The following is a 17,289-nucleotide window of genomic DNA, read 5'->3' as shown; positions in this document are numbered from 1 at the left end:
ATGTCCCTCACACCCCTCTACATTGACATGGAAGGTAAGAGGGTACTCGTGGTGGGTTCAGGGGAAGTTGGAAGAAGAAGGGCGATGAGGTTCATCGAGGCCGGCGCAGAGGTTGCGGTTCTTGGACAGAAAGTTGAAGGCGCTGTTTCAATAGCCGAGGAAAAACTCGGGGAGTGGATTAAGAAGGCAGACCTCATAGTTGCCGCAAGTCCCGATAGAAGCCTCAATGAAAGGGTAACTGAACTTGCAGGGGGCAAACTCCTTAACAGGGCAGATAACCCATCAAGGGGTAACGTGGTTGTCCCATCGACATTCAAAATAGCGGATGTTTCAATCTCAGTATTCACAGGGAAAAAGAGTCCACTTATGGCAAAATACCTCCGCAGGAGGATCCAGGAGGTCATAAAACCAGAGGATATACTAATGATTGAGGTTCAGGATGTATCCCGCCGCATGCTCATGGAAAAGGTTCCGGATCACAGAAAGAGGCGCAGAATTCTCTATGAGATCTCAGAGGATAAAATGGTAAAGGAAAAACTTGAAGCCGGCGACATGGAGGGTGCCATAAGGAGGGCGCGGGATATAATCATGGATAGGGGGGCTTCAGGTGATTCTTAACATAAGACTCGACCACAAGACATCTGATGTGAAGACCATGGAGACAGCATCAGGCAGGATAGAGGAGATTGTGGGTGAACTTGAGGCCCTTGGAGCCGTGACCGAGAAGGTGCCCCTGATGACCTGCAACAGGGTCGAGTACTACCTTCACCTCACAGGGGCCCCACCTGAATTTGATTTTAATGGATTTACAGTTGAAAAAGATGAGGATGCCCTTCTACACCTTCTGAGACTGGCTTCAGGTCTTGAATCAATGATAATCGGGGAGGACCAGATACTTGGACAGATAAAGGCTGCAAGGCTACAGGCCCTACGTGAGGGTACCTGCGGGCCCCTTCTTGATATGGTGTTCACCAAGGCGGTCCACGTGGGACAGACCGTGAGGCGGAAGACGAAGATAAACAGGGGTTCCGTCTCAATAGGATCGGCGGCTGTTGATCTTGCAGAGTCAATACACGGGGACCTCAAATGCAAGAAGGTCCTTGTTATAGGGGCCGGTAAAATGGGGACACTGGTTGCACGCGCCCTCGCCGAAAAGCACCTCAAGGCAATAATGGTTGCAAACAGAACATATGAGAGGGCCTACCAGCTTGCATGCGAACTCGGTGGTGATGCAATACACTTCGACAGGCTCAACAGGGCCCTCAGGGATGCAGATGTTGTTATAAGTGCCACAGGTTCACCCCACTACATACTCACCCGTGAGCGTGTCATGGAGGCGATACCACCTGAGAGGAGGTCCAGCATTGTGATGGTGGACATAGCCAACCCCCGGGATATAGAGGAATCCGTGAGGGAACTTGGAGTCAGGCTATTCACAATCGATGACCTCAGGGGCGTGGCCGAGGAGAACCGCAAGAGGAGGGAGGCCGAGGCAAGGGAGGCCGAGGAGATAGTGAGGGCTGAACTTGAACTCCTCCTGAGGTCCATGAAGCACAGGGATGTGGAGCCACTTCTTGCTGAAATAAGGGGGCGCATGGAGTCCCTCCGGCAGAGGGAGGCAGGTAAGGCAATTAAGAAAATTGAAAACAGCAAGGACCCTGAGAGGGTTGTTGAGGGCCTCACAAGGTCAATAGTTGATAAGATATTCCATGATATCGCACTCAAAATCAGGGATGCCGCAGAGAGGGATGATAAAGAGTTCTTGAGGATCTGTTCTGAGCTCTTTGATTGTGAGGAATCTTAGGTTTTTTTGGATTTTCTGATCTCTTCATGTAGAGAATCTGGTTTTTGTACTCATGGAGTTCTTTAACCAGGAAAAGACTGTAGAGAATCTGGTTTTTGTACTCATGGAGTTCTTTAACCAGGAAAGGACTGTAGAGAATCTGGTTTTTGTACTCATGGAGTTCTTTAACCAGGAAAGGACTGTAGTGAATCTGGTTTTTGTACTCATGGAGTTCTTTAACCACTAAAAAAAATTAAAGTTTAAACGGATTTTATAAAATTAAAAAATTGATCTAGGCGAACATGTGCCTGGGCTCGCCCTTCAGATCACGCTCCTTAAGAGCATACTCTATGTGTTCACGCTCCACCCTTGGACTTTCATCTGCCAGTGCCCTGTGGAGGGCTGTTTTAAGCACCCTCTCCTTTATATCCCTTCCGGACATTCCCTTTGTCAGTTTAACAAGTTTATCCAGGGAGAAATCCACATCCAGGGGCATGGTCTCAATGTATTTCTCAAGCATCATCCGCCTCTCATCATCCCCAGGTAACCTGAACTCTATTTCCTCCTCAAAACGGCTTCTTATTGCATTATCAAGAAGTTCAGGGTTATTGGTCGCGCCTATGGTTACAACACCCCAGTTCTGATTTATACCATCCATCTCGGTTAGGAGTGCGTTAACCACCTCTGAGACGTCCCCACGGAGGGACTGGAATCTCCGGTCGAGGCCAATTGCGTCCATCTCATCTATGAATATAACTGATGGGGCAGTTTTTGATGCCAGTTCATAGAGTTCATGTATCTGCCTTGCACCGTCACCCACATGCTCACCTATGAGGCTTGTGGCCTTTATAAGGTAGAGGGGTACCCTGAGTTCATTTGCAAGGGACTTTGCAAGCATTGTCTTACCTGTACCCGGGCTTCCATGGAAGAGGACGTTCCTGGGCGCCCAGTCCCTGAATCTGTCCGGGTCCTCAAGGTACCTCATGATTATCCTGCACTTTATCTTGGCGTCCTCCTGACCGATAACATCGTCCATGGTGATATCACTTTTCACCTCATGGAACTCCTCCCTCTCGTTCTCCAGCAGTATAATGGAGGTGTTCCGGGTTATCTTTGAACCGTCAGGGTGGGCCCGTATTATCTTGAATGCATAGTCAGGGAGCAGTTTCTGGTCAAATAGATAGGAACCCTCAGTTGCACTGAAACCCTCCCACTGGTCCCTTGCATAGATCTCAAAGAGTTCCTTGTTAACGGCATCTATCCTTGGGGACTCCATCAGGTTGCATACGAAGGGGTATCCAACCGGCTGGAGAACAACAAGTTTCGCCTCCCTTTCAGGATCAGAGGCCTTCACAGGAAACTTTTTATCTGTTAGCTGGGGGTCATAGACTATGTTATTGAATTTCACCACATCACCTGTTCTTCAGAAACAAGTTCTGATACTGTGATATACTCAAGAAATAAACTCATCATAGGTAAATTGTGCATGGGGGTGTATAAAGTTTTAGGTACACTCCGCGGATCTGTACTTTCAGCACATTCAATGCAGTTAATTCGATAAACCCCCGGAACCCCAGTATAGGTTTCTGGTAAACTTCATGCAGACATATAAAAAAAGTTGGGGTGTGTATTTTAATGCAGGCCGCCCACTTTCTCCCTTGGACCAGCATCACCTGCTGAGGTAATCCTCAAGGAGGGTCTTTATCCTCCTTGCATCCTCATCCTTTCTGGGTGTCTCGGAGATTATGGTGGCATCCCATCCACCATCAACCAGCACCTCAAGGAGGGGCTCAACAGGAGGACCAAAGCCTTCGGATAGGGTGTGGTGCTTTCTCTCTCCCGCATCTGTGTACTCTATACCTGTGAAGTGGCAGTGGAGGTGCTCCACTCCCAGTCTTCCCTCAATTTCCTCAAGTATTCTCCTGTAATCACTGGCGCCCCCTATGCACCCACCGCCCCTTGCATGTATGTGTGCAAAGTCCACGGTGGGCATGACGTTATCAAATTCCTCTGAGAATCTTATAATCTCCTCTAGACTTCCCACCTGTGACCTCTTACCGGTGGTCTCAGGTGCAAGGGTGAAGTCCCTGATACCGGCACTTTCAAGTCTTGAGATCAGTTCCCCAAGTGACTTCCTGCAGAGTTCAAATGCCCTTCTCCTCCCCAGGTCACCGTAAAAGCCGGGGTGGAATACAATACGGTAAGCACCCATCCACTCCCCTGCAACAGCACAGTCAAAGAGCCGGTCAATTGATTTCTCTATGGTCTCCTCCTTGGCTGATGAAAGGTTTATATAGTAGGGGCCGTGCATTGAGACAAGTATATCATTCTTCCGGGAATTTTCACCAATTTTAAGGGCGTTTTCCTTCTTCAACCTGAGGCCATAGGTTGCCTGGTACTCATAGGCGTCAAGTCCCATGGCCCTGATCTTTCTGAAAACACTGACTGTACTGCCACGGTAACCCACGGGGTTCCCTGCAGGACCAACCCTTATCAAAAAAACACCCGGTTAAAGGGTTAAATAGAAAAAAATTGGTTTTTAGAGTATGCCCATGGCCCTGTTGGTCTTCATTATGGACTTCATGTTGTCCTCTTCAAGTTCAAGGAGGGCCCTTATTGCATCCACACTCTCTGGGACGGCATCGGATTCCTGGTGGACCGCCTGCATGTAGAAGAGTTCCCCTTCAACCACGTTTATGGACTCCTCCCAGACGGGTATCTCGAAGAGGTCATTCCTTGACCTTCCAAGTTCCTTGGCGTACTCCATTATCTCTGCGGTTGATGCAAGGCCCTCTGAGGCCCTTACAAGCATGACCCTGGTGGTCTCGTCTAGCTTCGCCTTTATCTCATCGGCGTCCACAGGGTTCTCCAGTTCCACCATTATGTTGTGCTGGTGCATCAGTGTTGTGGGGACAAGGAGTGCAACGGTGTGGATGTTGACACCCTTCATGACGGTTTTGAGGTCAGGTCCGTGGTGTGATGGGACAGTTGGGGGGTTCGGTACAATGGCGTTTATTGGACCCTTTTTCACCTGTACAGGGTCGCCACCCCTTCTTACCATCACTGCCCTCACCTTCTTTATTCCGCAGAGGTCATCTATTGGTTTGAGGGTCCTGCAGAGGCCTGTGGTGTTACAGGAAACAACCCTTGTGTAGTCGGCCCCCAGTGACTCCTCGTAGTTTGTGAAGGAGTTGAATGAGAGTCCAATGGCGTCGTGCTTTTCACCACCCTGGAATATGGCCTTTATCCCCTTTTCACGGTACAGTTCAAGGTTCTTGGCACCGATGCCCTCGGGTGTTGCATCAACAACGATGTCTGCTTCCTCCAGCATGTCCTCCACGGTACCGCTCACAGGGATTCCTGCATCATCAAAGAGCTTTTCACGTTCAGGGATGCTTACATAGAGGTCATAGCCCTTTTCAATTGCAACCCTCGCCTCAAAATCAGGTTTTGTTTTGCTGACACCAACGACCTTCATGTCGTCCTGGGCAGCCACAGCGTCGGCGACTCTCTTTCCTATTGTCCCATACCCGTTAATGGCTACAGATATCATTAAAGAAACCTCCTATCCCCTGAAAACTTCTGTTCCCAGAGGAACCTCTTAAGTTTAAAGGTGTAATCTGATATTAATTTCTCATTGATTATTTTATATAGTTATCTCTGGTTGAGCTGGGACTTTAGGTTTATAGTTATCTCTGACTGAGTGACTTGTTGATAAACATAAAACCAGTTGAGTTTAAGACATGAGGAATTCTGTTATTCTATAAGAAAAATAAATAAAAACAAAAGTTATGGAGAACAGTTTTACTGGTTCTCCACGGCTTCAAGTTTCTCTGGAAGATACGTGTCAACCACGTACTCAAGACCATACTTAGAGAAGGACTGCTGTTCTGCCTTCTTACCGATCTTCAGCATCTTCTTTATTTCGGTCTTCCAGAACTCATCCCTGTACCTTGGATCGTTCAGGAGTTCCTTGAGCCTCACCACATCGATGTCCTTGAGGGGATCTGTGGGGAGGTCATAGTTTATTATGTCACTTGCCGTAACCCCCAGGAACTTTGCATCCGGGGTTGCAAGCTGGTGGTTCACATGGGCGAGCTTCGCACTCCCTGAGATTATGACCATGGCGATGTGGAATCCCCATGGGTCTCCGTCGTTACAGATGTACACTGGAAGGTCCAGTTCCTCGTTGACCCTCTTTATGAACCTCCTGGTTGCCCTTGCGGCCTGACCCTTAAGCCCAACGATGAGGGCGTCGAACTTCTTGTAGGCCTTCTCCTGCACGAGACGGTGGAACATACCCATTGTCTCTACCGCAATGACACGTTCAACATCGTGATCCACGAATTCAACCTCATCTATGGTGGGTGATATGTTGTAACCTGATTTGCCAGATCTGAGGGCGTTTATCTCTATGTCACCCTCACGGACCGTCAGGGCACCGTAGACAGATGCGCCGTCCTCCTCTGGCATGAGGCCCAGCTCCTCCCTGGTCATTCCCAGGGTAACCTCAAGGTCCTCTCCAACGATGTTGGATTCCTGCTGGTCTGCAAAGTCCACCTCCCATCCCTCTGAGATGTAGTAGAGCTCCCTGAGGGTGGCGGTTTTCTCCCTCGCCACAAGGTCCTTGCAGAAGTTTGCGGTGTATAGCATCTGACCTATCTTCTTTATCTGCTTCACATTACCCATTGAACGTGTACCGTAGCGGTCACCCAGGATGTAGTGCCTCTTCTCTTCATCATAGATTATGTTGGATGTACCCCTTGATGGGACCTTTATCCTGGGGATCCTCCCCCGGCTCACATCGTCGAGTATGACATCCCCAAGACTTTTAAGTTTGTTAATGGCTATTTCCCTTCTATTCATCTAGTGATTCCCCCAGAATTTCAAGTTTTGCCCTTCTTGTAACTGTGTCCAGGAGTTCCCTGTAATCAGGTGCCTCCCTCTCTGCCAGGAGAGCCGCCTGCTTTATGATCACCGGAACGTATGTTTCAAATACCTTGGCCCTCTCAGCCTCCTCCTTGGCGGCCTTCTTCTTCCTGAGGTACTTGTAGAGTTTCCTTGCAGCTATCATGGTGGCCTGCCTGATCTCATGGAGTATTTCAGGTTCAGGTGCCACGCTCTGCTTACCTGTTGAGAGGTACGGGACGTTGGTTGATACGATATTCACGAATATGGTGAGCGGCGTATTTTCAAGGTCCCTTATGCCGTAGCGCCTCCAGTCAAGGCTCTTAACACCCTCGGTTATTGCGCAGCTACCGGCGTCAAAGGTGAGGGGGACCCTGTTGGCGAACCTCATTATCTCGGCCTTCCTCTGGTCACCAACCATTCTACCGGAGTTTCCGCCGTAGGCTATACCGGCCTCAACCACAAAGGCTATACCCCCACGGTAGGTTTTGGGTTTCCTTGTCACGGTGGCGGTGAACTCTGGCTGGAGTATCTCCCTCATACCCTTCTCAATCTGCTCCTCCCCGATGGGTATGAGGCCTGAGGTTGGTGGTGACATGAACTTCATCTTCTTGAAGGCCTCAACTATCTTCTCGGCCTCCTCCCACTTCATGTCCTTGGGGCGCTTGTTGAGGTCTATTCCTGTGAGTTCCTCGAGTTCCTTTATCTTCTTGGAGGACATCCTTGAGAGGTTGCTTGTAAGCATGCTTCTGAAGCGTCTCTTGTCTGTGTGCTTTGCCATGAATATGAGGTCATCGGCTGTGACACCCCATGGGTGCGGGAGGACCTCCTTTGGCATTGGCGGGATGACGTCTGATGCCCTGTTGAAGACGTAGCGGTTCCCTGTGGGGTCATTGAATATTATCTTTGCATGGGGGTTAGCTATCATTGTCCTCCTTATGTACTCGTAGGCCCCCTGCTCTGATAGTGAGTAGGAGACGTCCTTGAAGTGGAGTTCTATGCAGACCCCTGTGTCCTCAACCTCCACCTCCTCCTTTTCGAGTATGAGGCCCTGGTTCTTCTTAACGTCCATCTTGAGGGTCATTTTGACCCCCTTGAGTTCGCCGTTTTCCCTGGTCCCTGATATGACCTTTATGGGCTTACCTGTGGTCATCTGGGATAATAGCACGCAACCACTGCATCCAAGTCCCTGCTGCCCCCTGGACTGGATGTTCCTGAATTTGGACCCGGCGAACATGGTACAGAATACCTTTGGAATGTACTTTTCAGGTATCCCGGGGCCGTTGTCCTGGTGTCTTAGGATGTAGTGGTCCTTACCAATTCTCTTGAGATCTATTTTGATCTCAGGGAGTATACCTGCCTCCTCTGCGGCGTCAAAACTGTTTGTTATGAGTTCATGAAAAACTATCGTCAGTGACCTTATTTTTCCTGTAAAACCCAGCATCTGCTTGTTTTTCCTGAAGAATTCTGAGGGGGTGAGTTCCTGGAATCCTTCGTCAAAGAGATCCAAAGCTTGCCTAGCCAAAAGTTCGCCTCCTTAAATAATTTTTCACAGGATAATACACATGGGATACCATGCTCATATACAGATATGTGTAACTTATAGCATATAAACTTATACCCCTAGATGTAACTATTACAGAAAGCATAGTTCGGGCGATACATGTGAAATAATTGAAATTTGCCCTCACAAAAAACAGGTTTATGGTGGAGTTTACATGAATTTAACGCCTTCCTGAAACTCCTTCATTTTCATTTCCTGTTTCTTCTTTTCAAGAAATGCGTACACAGACTTGTGTCTGGCGCCATTAAGTATCATTTCAACGGCTTCCCTTGCAACAGAGAGTTTTTCAAATTCACCTATCAGTGCAACGGTTTTTCCATAGACCGATATATCCACACCTGTCATATCATGGATTATGCGTCTGGTTATACCACCCCTACCTATTACACGACCCTTCTGCCTTGCTATGGCCTTTTTGGATTTACCGACATAGTCGGTTATCTTGATGATGTCAAGGGCAACATCATCATCCAGGAGCCGGAGGGCAACCTCAGGGCTGAAGCCACGTCCTATGGCCCTAACTATGTTCCTTGCCTTCCATGGTGACAGGGGGTCGTCGAGTTCATCATGGGGTATGAGTGTAACTGCACCGGTTTCGCTGTCAATTTCAAGGTCTGTCTGCGTTAGACGTTCAATCTGTGCCTTGACCTCACCATTCTTACCTATCAGAACTCCAACCCTTTCTCGGGGTATTTTGAGATATTCCTCGGTGGGCATCTGATTCACCTCAATGAATAAATAAGGATAAACGTTTATAAAACCTACAATAACTTTCTGTAAAGTATCCAGTGGAGTTTCCATTTATGCTCTGTTATCGGGGGATGGATCCTTCTCTTCAGGTTCCAGGTAATGTTTCACGGTTTTCTTTTTTAATTCTTTCTGTCAGGTTGTGGTTTTCCGTGGTTCTTTAATTCTTTTCCGGGGTGTTGATTTTTGCAGGGGGCTCCGGTTCTTTTTTAATTTTTTTCCTTATCTCATCCTCACTTACACTGACCCCCAGCCTTTTAAAGTCACGGACCACATTCTTTATATCCCTTTCAAGAAGTTCCATGGCCAGTGGGTGGTCAAGGAGCATTGCCTGGGATACATCAATTATAACTGGTTCTCCTGAATGGTTCAGTATGTTGAAGAACGACAGATCCCCATGCACAAGCCTTGCACCAGTGTAGAGGCGGTGCATGTACTCAACTATCAACTCAAGGGCCCTCTCAGGGTCATCAGGTGGAACCTCCCTCATGGTGGGGGCCGGTTCACCATCATCCCCGATGAACTCCATTATGAGGATGTTGTCCCTTGCAACCACGGGTTCTGGCACACGGACACCCGCTTCCAGGGCCCTTTTCAGGTTCCTGAACTCCTTGTTAACCCAGGCCTGGACAAGCTGGCGTCTGTTGGTTGTCCTCACCCTGAATCTCGGGTCCCCCTGTATGTAGTACTGCATCTTCCTGAAGTCAGATGTGGCGACACGGTAGATCTTGACAGCAACAAATTCGTCTTTATCTGTTATGCCCTTGAAGACATTCGCCTCTTTACCTGTGCTCACAGCGCCATTGAGCACCGCAAGGTAACCTGAGTTGGCGAGCTTGTAGAGTGTTTTGAGGGTAAGCTCATCAAAGACCTCACTTCCCACCCGACGGTCCTCAACACCCTTCAACCTCTTGGCGGCCTCCATCCGTCCAAGATCAGAGTCCACCCTATCCACAGCCCCTGATTTAAGTGCCCTGAGTTCAGGGGCCTGCCCTGTTTCTTCAGGATCCATTAAAATCAACTTCTCTCGGGACAATCAGAGTTTGAGGTAGCCCTTCCTCTCAAGCCAGTTGGACTCTGTACGGGTGTACCTCCACACTATATCGGCCTTCTCCTCGCTCTGGAACTCCCATGGCTTCACAAGTACAACGTCACCCTCACGGATCCATATTCTCTTCTTCATCTTGCCAGGGATCCTGCCGAGCCTTATATGGCCATCGGCACACCTCACCTTGAGCTTCCCGTGCCCCATTATCTGCTCAACAACTCCAGGTATCTCGCCCTTCCTGGGCGTCCTCACACGCCTAACTTCCTGTGTCTGATGTCCTCTACTCAAATACTCTCCTCCTCTTTTTTTCGTTGATTAACTTTGATTCTAATGCGATTACACATTCAGCAATCAAAGAAATAGACAGTATAATTTATTACCGGTGCAGATATAAATAAATTGCTTAGACTGCTTTTCATGGTGATCCAATGGGAGTCGAATTTCTTGATATAATCGATCTGGACGATGCAAGGGGGATAATGGCAGATCTCTTCAGGGAACTTTACAGTAGAGGTTCCGAAACCGTTAATATTGATGATGCACTTGGGAGGGTACTTGCAGAGGATGTTGAAAGCCCCATCGACCTGCCACCATTTGACAGGGCATCCAGGGATGGGTATGCGGTGGTGGCCTCAGATACCTTCGGGGCAAGCGATGAGAAACCTGTGAGGCTCAGGTGTATCGAGACGGTTGAGGCAGGTTCTTTACCATCAAGGAGGGTTGAAAGCGGTTCATGCATCAGGATAAGTACGGGGGCGCCTGTACCTGAGGGTGCCGATGCAGTTGTCATGGTTGAGTACACTGAGGTTATTGGTGGGGAAGTCTACATCCAGAGGCCTGCATACCCATCGCAGCATATCGCGGCGACGGGATCTGATATTAGGGCGGGGAGTGTACTTGTGGGGGGCGGAAAGGTGCTCTCACCCGACAAGATCGCGGCGCTTTCAGCTGCAGGGGTCACCTCAGTGAGGGTTGTATCGAAACCATGGGTACATGTCATATCAACGGGTAATGAGCTCATTGAGCCCTCGGGGAGACTTGAGCCTGCAAAGATATTTGATTCAAATTCTCTGGGAATATCGGCGGCCCTCAGGGATGCCGGCTGCAGTGTCAGCGGTGGGGGTATAGTGAGGGATGATTACGATGAACTCAGAAGTGCCCTCATTGAGGGGCTGGGTAAAGCGGACCTCGTTATAACCTCAGGTGGCACCTCTGCGGGGGCGGGTGATGTCCTGGCGGATGTGCTTGAGGATCTTGGTGAGGTGGTCATTCATGGCATCTCCATGAAACCGGGTAAGCCCACCATAGTGGGAGTGGTTGACGGTAAGATGGTGGTTGGGCTTCCTGGTTTCCCGGTTGCAGCCCTTCTGGTTTTCAGGTCACTTGTAGAACCATTCCTCAGGGAACTCTCGGGAATAAAAGCCCCTGAGGGTTCTGTGAAGACACTTAAACTTGCCGAGAGATTCCACTCATCAAGGGGCAGGGTCCAGTATGCACTTGTGAGGGTTGATGGCCAGTATGCAAGGCCAATATTCAGGGATTCCGGTGCAATAGCAGCCCTTGCAGGGGCCGATGGATACATTGAGGTGCCAAAGAACGTTGAGATACTCAATGAGGGAGAGGAGGTTGAGGTTGTCCTCTTTGAAAACCGCTGAACTTATTCTTTAAAGATTTAAAAGTATTTATTAGCTTATTTTTTATTATCCTTTTAGCGCTTATTCTTTAGGATTTAAAGGCAGTTATCAGTTTCTTTTTTATTCAGGATCTCTGTGACATATTCCACAAGTTCATTAATGTCATGGAATACCGTCTCGCCTTTCAGGTCAACCCTTGGCCTCTCAACGAGGATGATGGGTATTCCAAGCTCTGATGCAGCGGCAACCTTCTCACGGAGACCCCCTGTCTCACCACTGTCCTTGGTGATAACCGCACCTGCACGGTATTCCTTCATGAGCACCCTGTTCATCTCTGGGGAGAATGTGCCCTGCATTGCGATGATCTGTTCGGGGGGCACCCCGAGCCTGTGGCATGCCTCAATTGATGAGGTCTGTGGCAGGACCCGGACGGCAACCCTCTCTGGATCCAGTGACTCAAGAACCTCAGGTAGTGTTGAGACCCCTGCAAGGTGCATCGCCACCTCACCCTCCCTGAGGAGTGATGAGGCCACCTCCCCGGCCTCCCTGAATGAGTCAACCCTTATGACCCCCTCAACATCCAGCAGTGGTCTTTCGAACCTCAGGTAGGTTATTCCGGTGTCATGGCATGCCAGGAGTGCATTTTCAGTGGCCCCTGCCGCGAAGGGGTGGGTGGCGTCTATGAGGAGTTCAGCACCGATTTCATCTATCAGTCCGCTCAACCCGGACCTGTCAAGGGGCCCTCTGACTGTTCTTAATGCCCCTGAACTTTCAGCAAGCTCAGCACCGTATTCGGTGGTTGCTGTGGCTGTTATATCAATTCGAGGATCCCTTGAGAGTTTTTCTATGATTCTCCGGGCATCCCTGGTCCCTGCCATCACAATAACATTCATAGGTCATTCCCGCCCGTCAGCAAGCCTCATGATGGCCTCCGCAATCAGTATGAGGGAAGCCACTGCGATTATGAGGATCCAGTCTGTAACCGTGAGGGGGACGGTCCTGAACACACCCTCAAGGGGTGCAAGGTAGACCACAAGGATCTGCAGCAGGAGAGAGGCTGCAACAGCAACAAGGAGAGTCCTGTTGGAAAATCCGGTCCTTGACTTGCAGTTGAATACGTTGAATATCTGGAACATCACAAAGACCGTGAATGCAACTGTCATCGCCCGCTCAACACCGTTCCCTGAGGAGAGCATGTACATGTAGAGCCCCAGCGTCCCCGCCGCCATGACAGCACCTGCAATTACTATACGCAGCAGGTTCCGCCTTGGCATTATATCCTCCCTCTCCGGTTTTCTGAGCATTATATCGGATTCAGGGGGCTCAACACCCAGGGACTGTGCAGGGGGACCGTCCATTATTATGTTTATCCAGAGTATCTGTATCGGGTTGAATGGCACAGGAAGGTTGATGAGTGATGCCGATACGATTGTGAGGATGGCCCCGACGTTTGTTGAAAGCTGGAACTTAACGAAGCGCCTTATGTTATCGAAGATGGTCCGCCCCTCCCTCACCGCCTTAACTATCGTTGCGAAGTTATCATCCTGGAGCACCATGTCAGAGGATTCCCTTGCAACGTCCGTCCCGCTGCCCATGGCAACACCTATAGCGGCCTTCTTGAGGGCGGGGGCGTCGTTGACACCATCACCTGTCATGGCAACCACGTGGCCCCTCCTCTGGAGGGCCTCAACTATTCTGACCTTCTGTTCAGGGAAGACACGGGCATAGACCCTCACGTCCTCCGCCATCTCCTCGAATTCATCATCAGAGAGATCATCGAGTTCCCTTCCTGTGAGGGCCAGACCATCATCCATGAGCCCCAGTTCGCGTGCTATGGCAACCGCAGTGTCCCTGTGGTCGCCTGTGATCATAACAACCTTTATACCCGCCTTCCTGCAGGTCTCTATGGCCTCGGCAGCCTCCTTTCGTGGAGGGTCCATCATACCGACGAGGCCAGCGAACACAAGGTCCCTCTCCTCCTCATCGCCATCAGGCAGTTTCCGGTATGCAAGGGCCAGGACACGGAGGGCCCTTGATGTCATATCGTTGAGCCTGGACATCCATTTAGCCAGTTCATCATCATCCATGGCCCTCAGGGAGCCGTTATAATCCACGTAACTGCATCTGCCGAGTATTATCTCAGGGGCCCCCTTGATGAGGAGGTATCGCCCGTCAGCCAGCTGGTTTATGGTGGTCATCCTCTTCCTTTTACTGTCAAGGGGTATCTCCATGAGACGGGGGTATTTCTCCTCAAGCTCCTTTCTGCTGTATCCATTTTCATCCGCAAAGCTCAGCATGGCTGCATCGGTTGGGTCCCCTATGACCCTATCATCTGAGATTGTGGCGTTGTTGCAGAGTGCTGATACAAGGAGTGCCATCTCCGGTGAGGTGAGCTCTGATTCCCTCACGGTCATCCGGTTATGGGTGAGTGTACCCGTCTTGTCGGTGCAGATCACCGAACATGAACCAAGGGTTTCAACTGCAAGGAGCCTCCTTACAATGGCATTGCTCCTGGCCATCCTCTGCATACCCAGTGCAAGGGTCAGTGTCAGTATGGCGGGAAGGCCCTCAGGTACGGAGGCAACTGCAAGTGAAACAGCGGTCATGAAGGTGTCAACCAGTGGAAGTCCGCGGAGGAACTGTATGGCGAATACCATGGCACATACAACCACCGCTATGAGCCCGAGGTTTTTTCCAAGGGAGGCTATCTTCTCCTGCAGAGGTGTCTTACCCTCATCCTCCTGTATCATCTCGGCTATCCTGCCTATTGATGTATCCATACCCACCGCTATTACGGCACCCTTACCGCGACCTGATACAACGTCAGAGTCCATGAATGCGATAACATCCCTTTCATCCTCAGGGTCTTCATGTGTCTTCTGGACGGGTATGGATTCTCCTGTGAGGGTGGATTCGTCTATGCGGAGGTCATAGGCTTCTATGAGTCTGATGTCTGCAGGTACATTGTCTCCCTCCTCTATGATTACAATATCTCCTATTGTGAGCTCAGAGGCGGGTATTTTCTGGGTCATACCATCCCTTATAACCGTGGCCTCAGTTGATACCAGGCCCTTGAGTTTCTCCATTGCTTTTTCGGCCCTGTATTCCTGTATGAAGCCAACTGTGGCATTCACAACCACCACGAAGAGTATGACTGCAGAATCGAGCACATCACCCACAAAGTAGGATGCCACAGCCGCAAGTATGAGTAGTATGATGAGTATATCCATGAACTGGGCAAGGAACATTCTGAGGGGACCTGCCTTTTTCTCCTCAACCAGTTCGTTTTTACCATAAGTTTCAAGTCTTCTGGCTGCTTCATCTGAATTTAAACCATTTTCTGACGTTTTAAGTTCCTTCAAGACTTCCTTTACACTCATCGTGGCCCATTTCATTTTTAACACTTTTCAATTTATTTTGGTAATTTTCTTGAGATCTAGGATCATGATATTTTTTGAATTGGATTACCCAGTGACATTCATTATCCAGTTTATAAAGTATATATTATTAATGAAGTGGTGTGATTGTGGTGGGATCACCTATGAATCATATATCATCTCAGGTAAGCCGCTTTTGAGGACATCATAAAAAATCAGATGGTTTATGGACTGTACTCGTAGAAAAAGCTTTTTCTGTAATTTACAAGTTTCATAGGTTTTTCTGTGGCGATATTTTCCCCAGTGAGTGGTTTTATTATCAGCCGGGCACCGGCTGCGTCCGCTACCATCATAAGGGGGTTGTGGAGTTCAGATGGGGGTCTTATGGAGTATATGGTGACGGCATCCCTGTAGATATCCATGTCCGGTGATGTGATGTCATCATAAATTATGTCTCCACGGGAAGGTTTAATATCTGTTAGAACCAAATCAACTTTTGAATGTTTCATGATATAATCTGAAACATACAGGAATCTACCGGCACCAACCTCAACAACACGGTCGGATGGCTGCGAGCTCCTGATTATGTAAAGTGCAAGATCTTTCCACATTGTACCACGGAGATAGAGATGATAGTAAGGGAATTCAGACCACAGGACCTCAAAACGGTCCTGAAGATTGAGAGGGAATCATTTGCTGATCCCTACCCGGCACACCTCCTGAGGGACATCTACAACCTTGGAGCAGGTTTCCTCGTGGCCCAGGAGGATGGTAGGGTCGTTGGATTCATAATATTCTGGATCCGGTTTGAGGATGAAGGTCATATTATCTCACTTGCAGTTGATAAAGATTACCGCCGCCAGGGTGTCGGGGCGGAACTTGTGAGGACAGCCATAGGTATATTTGAAAAATTTCATATTAAAAATATTAAACTGGAGGTAAGGGCAAAGAATAGAGGGGCCATAAATTTCTACAGGGCCCTTGGCTTCAGTGAGGAGAAGGTTATAGCAAACTACTATGAGGATGGAGAGGACGCTGTGGTGATGAGGATGGATCTCCACTCTGGAGGGGATTCTCCTTATGGTCATGAATATTAAATTAATCTAATCAGTCAGAAGTCATGATCACGGTGGTGAAATGTTTAGGGAAGCAAAATTAGCCTTGGAAGACGGTACAATAATAAAAGGAGAGGCATTTGGATTTGAAACAGTGAAGACGGGAGAAGTTGTATTTGCAACTGGGATGACGGGTTATGTTGAGTCGCTCACCGACCCCTCCTACAAGGGCCAGATACTCATGCCAACCTACCCCCTGCAGGGCAACTATGGAATATCTGAGAAATGGTACCAGTCAGATGGGATAAAGGCCGAGGGCCTGATAGTGAGGGAGGAATGCCAGAAACCCTCACATCAGCTATCAGAAAAGACACTCTCAGAGTTCCTTGAGGAATATGAAATCCCTGGCATAGCGGGTGTTGATACAAGGGCTCTCACAATAAAGATAAGGGAGAGGGGTACCATGAAGGGTGCCCTTGCAACAGAGGAGATTGATGATGATGAACTCCTTGAACTGGCAGTGAATCAGCCAGATATAACCGAGATTGACCTTGTGGACAAGGTATGTGTTACCGAACCGGTCACCATGAATGAGGACGCAGAGAGGAGGGTTGTTATAGTTGACTGCGGAATCAAGAGAAACAGCATAAAAGCCCTCCTTGAAAGGGATGTTGGTGTTGCTGTTGTGCCCTACAGAATGGAGCCAGAGGAAATAATGGAATATGACCCTGACGCACTCCTAATATCAAGCGGACCTGGTGACCCCACAAGGGTGAAGAAGGCCATAAGCACGGTCAGAACACTATCAGAACAGCTGCCCATATTCGGGATATGTCTTGGACAGCAGATAATCGGCCTTGCATTCGGGGCCAGCATATACAAGATGAAATTCGGGCACAGAGGTATAAACCAGCCGGTGAAGGACCTCAGGACAGGCACGGTCTCAATAACATCCCAGAACCACGGGTTCACCATCGACCCGGACTCAGTAAGGGGGACGGATATTGAGATCACACAGCTGAACCTCAACGACGGGACACCTGAGGCAATAGAGCACAGGGAACTCCCGGTTTTCAGTGTCCAGTACCACCCTGAGGCAGGACCAGGACCACATGATACCATGAACATCTTTGATCGTCTTGTAAGTGTTATGAAAGAGTACTAGTATAAGAG

General features: G+C 49.1%; 16 protein-coding genes. 5 read left to right on the top strand and 11 right to left on the bottom strand.

Features of this window, described 5'->3' with window-relative positions:
- Both OXN82_RS05905 and hemA read left to right on the top strand, forming a co-directional pair.
- Nucleotides 1–618, top strand: coding sequence for a bifunctional precorrin-2 dehydrogenase/sirohydrochlorin ferrochelatase (locus OXN82_RS05905; RefSeq protein WP_321211005.1), 618 nt, complete (start codon nt 1–3; stop codon nt 616–618).
- Nucleotides 608–1,804, top strand: a complete 1,197-nt coding sequence (hemA, locus tag OXN82_RS05900; protein WP_321211004.1) for a glutamyl-tRNA reductase — start codon at nt 608–610, stop codon at nt 1,802–1,804. The genes OXN82_RS05905 and hemA overlap by 11 nt, the downstream gene beginning before the upstream one ends.
- A gap of 271 nt (nt 1,805–2,075) precedes the next feature.
- On the opposite strand, the gene OXN82_RS05895 is transcribed toward hemA, so the two are convergent.
- The 8 genes from OXN82_RS05895 to eif1A form a co-directional block, all read right to left on the bottom strand.
- Nucleotides 2,076–3,191: an AAA family ATPase gene (locus tag OXN82_RS05895; RefSeq protein WP_414855688.1), complete on the bottom strand. Its 1,116-nt coding sequence runs from the start codon at nt 3,189–3,191 to the stop codon at nt 2,076–2,078.
- 261 nt (nt 3,192–3,452) lie between these two features.
- Nucleotides 3,453–4,280: a deoxyribonuclease IV gene (locus OXN82_RS05890; protein WP_321211002.1), complete on the bottom strand. Its 828-nt coding sequence runs from the start codon at nt 4,278–4,280 to the stop codon at nt 3,453–3,455.
- Nucleotides 4,281–4,322: 42 nt separating this feature from the next.
- Nucleotides 4,323–5,336: a phosphorylating glyceraldehyde-3-phosphate dehydrogenase gene (locus tag OXN82_RS05885; protein WP_321211001.1), complete on the bottom strand. Its 1,014-nt coding sequence runs from the start codon at nt 5,334–5,336 to the stop codon at nt 4,323–4,325.
- A 251-nt stretch (nt 5,337–5,587) separates the two neighbouring features.
- Complete coding sequence (locus tag OXN82_RS05880; protein ID WP_321211000.1) at nt 5,588–6,649, bottom strand: DNA topoisomerase IV subunit A; 1,062 nt, start codon at nt 6,647–6,649, stop codon at nt 5,588–5,590.
- Complete coding sequence (top6B, locus tag OXN82_RS05875) at nt 6,642–8,216, bottom strand: DNA topoisomerase VI subunit B (protein WP_321210999.1); 1,575 nt, start codon at nt 8,214–8,216, stop codon at nt 6,642–6,644. Before top6B ends, OXN82_RS05880 begins: the two co-directional genes overlap by 8 nt.
- Before the next feature lie 189 nt (nt 8,217–8,405).
- Nucleotides 8,406–8,972: a KH domain-containing protein gene (locus tag OXN82_RS05870; RefSeq protein WP_321210998.1), complete on the bottom strand. Its 567-nt coding sequence runs from the start codon at nt 8,970–8,972 to the stop codon at nt 8,406–8,408.
- A gap of 190 nt (nt 8,973–9,162) precedes the next feature.
- Nucleotides 9,163–10,014, bottom strand: coding sequence for a serine protein kinase RIO (locus OXN82_RS05865; protein ID WP_321210997.1), 852 nt, complete (start codon nt 10,012–10,014; stop codon nt 9,163–9,165).
- A 24-nt stretch (nt 10,015–10,038) separates the two neighbouring features.
- Nucleotides 10,039–10,338, bottom strand: a complete 300-nt coding sequence (gene eif1A / locus OXN82_RS05860) for a translation initiation factor eIF-1A (protein ID WP_013296185.1) — start codon at nt 10,336–10,338, stop codon at nt 10,039–10,041.
- A 140-nt stretch (nt 10,339–10,478) separates the two neighbouring features.
- Between eif1A and glp the strand changes: the two genes are divergently transcribed.
- Entirely contained in the window at nt 10,479–11,705 is a 1,227-nt protein-coding gene (glp, locus tag OXN82_RS05855; protein WP_321210996.1) for a gephyrin-like molybdotransferase Glp, read from the top strand.
- Between the two features lie 74 nt (nt 11,706–11,779).
- Here glp and cobK read toward each other — a convergent pair whose 3' ends face one another.
- The 3 genes from cobK to OXN82_RS05840 all read right to left on the bottom strand — a co-directional run bounded on the left by cobK (nt 11,780) and on the right by OXN82_RS05840 (nt 15,672).
- Complete coding sequence (gene cobK / locus OXN82_RS05850) at nt 11,780–12,577, bottom strand: precorrin-6A reductase (RefSeq protein ID WP_321210995.1); 798 nt, start codon at nt 12,575–12,577, stop codon at nt 11,780–11,782.
- 3 nt (nt 12,578–12,580) lie between these two features.
- The gene (locus tag OXN82_RS05845) at nt 12,581–15,079 is read right to left on the bottom strand and encodes a calcium-transporting P-type ATPase, PMR1-type (protein WP_321210994.1); all 2,499 of its coding nucleotides are present in this window, start codon (nt 15,077–15,079) and stop codon (nt 12,581–12,583) included.
- Between the two features lie 206 nt (nt 15,080–15,285).
- Nucleotides 15,286–15,672 (bottom strand): UPF0146 family protein, encoded by a 387-nt coding sequence (locus OXN82_RS05840; RefSeq protein WP_321210993.1) that lies wholly within the window; start codon nt 15,670–15,672, stop codon nt 15,286–15,288.
- A gap of 18 nt (nt 15,673–15,690) precedes the next feature.
- Here OXN82_RS05840 and rimI point away from each other — a divergent pair, with 18 nt between their 5' ends.
- The gene (gene rimI / locus OXN82_RS05835) at nt 15,691–16,158 is read left to right on the top strand and encodes a ribosomal protein S18-alanine N-acetyltransferase (protein WP_013296180.1); all 468 of its coding nucleotides are present in this window, start codon (nt 15,691–15,693) and stop codon (nt 16,156–16,158) included.
- A gap of 40 nt (nt 16,159–16,198) precedes the next feature.
- Nucleotides 16,199–17,281, top strand: a complete 1,083-nt coding sequence (carA, locus tag OXN82_RS05830; protein ID WP_321210992.1) for a glutamine-hydrolyzing carbamoyl-phosphate synthase small subunit — start codon at nt 16,199–16,201, stop codon at nt 17,279–17,281.
- Nucleotides 17,282–17,289 lie beyond the last annotated feature (8 nt).

It is taken from the genome of Methanothermobacter sp. DP, assembly GCF_026692625.1.
Classification (GTDB): Archaea; Methanobacteriota; Methanobacteria; order Methanobacteriales; family Methanothermobacteraceae; genus Methanothermobacter; species Methanothermobacter marburgensis.
This window is presented reverse-complemented; position numbering and strand designations above follow the sequence as displayed.

What these genes read in the sequence shown, in the direction of transcription:
- OXN82_RS05845 (WP_321210994.1), bottom strand. Translation starts at nt 15,079, where the DNA reads ATGAAATGGGCCACGATGAGTGTAAAGGAAGTCTTGAAGGAACTTAAA.
- OXN82_RS05840 (WP_321210993.1), bottom strand. Translation starts at nt 15,672, where the DNA reads ATGTGGAAAGATCTTGCACTTTACATAATCAGGAGCTCGCAGCCATCC.
- OXN82_RS05870 (WP_321210998.1), bottom strand. Translation starts at nt 8,972, where the DNA reads ATGCCCACCGAGGAATATCTCAAAATACCCCGAGAAAGGGTTGGAGTT.
- OXN82_RS05905 (WP_321211005.1), top strand. Translation starts at nt 1, where the DNA reads ATGTCCCTCACACCCCTCTACATTGACATGGAAGGTAAGAGGGTACTC.
- OXN82_RS05865 (WP_321210997.1), bottom strand. Translation starts at nt 10,014, where the DNA reads ATGGATCCTGAAGAAACAGGGCAGGCCCCTGAACTCAGGGCACTTAAA.
- rimI (WP_013296180.1), top strand. Translation starts at nt 15,691, where the DNA reads ATGATAGTAAGGGAATTCAGACCACAGGACCTCAAAACGGTCCTGAAG.
- cobK (WP_321210995.1), bottom strand. Translation starts at nt 12,577, where the DNA reads ATGAATGTTATTGTGATGGCAGGGACCAGGGATGCCCGGAGAATCATA.
- carA (WP_321210992.1), top strand. Translation starts at nt 16,199, where the DNA reads ATGTTTAGGGAAGCAAAATTAGCCTTGGAAGACGGTACAATAATAAAA.
- glp (WP_321210996.1), top strand. Translation starts at nt 10,479, where the DNA reads ATGGGAGTCGAATTTCTTGATATAATCGATCTGGACGATGCAAGGGGG.
- OXN82_RS05885 (WP_321211001.1), bottom strand. Translation starts at nt 5,336, where the DNA reads ATGATATCTGTAGCCATTAACGGGTATGGGACAATAGGAAAGAGAGTC.
- OXN82_RS05880 (WP_321211000.1), bottom strand. Translation starts at nt 6,649, where the DNA reads ATGAATAGAAGGGAAATAGCCATTAACAAACTTAAAAGTCTTGGGGAT.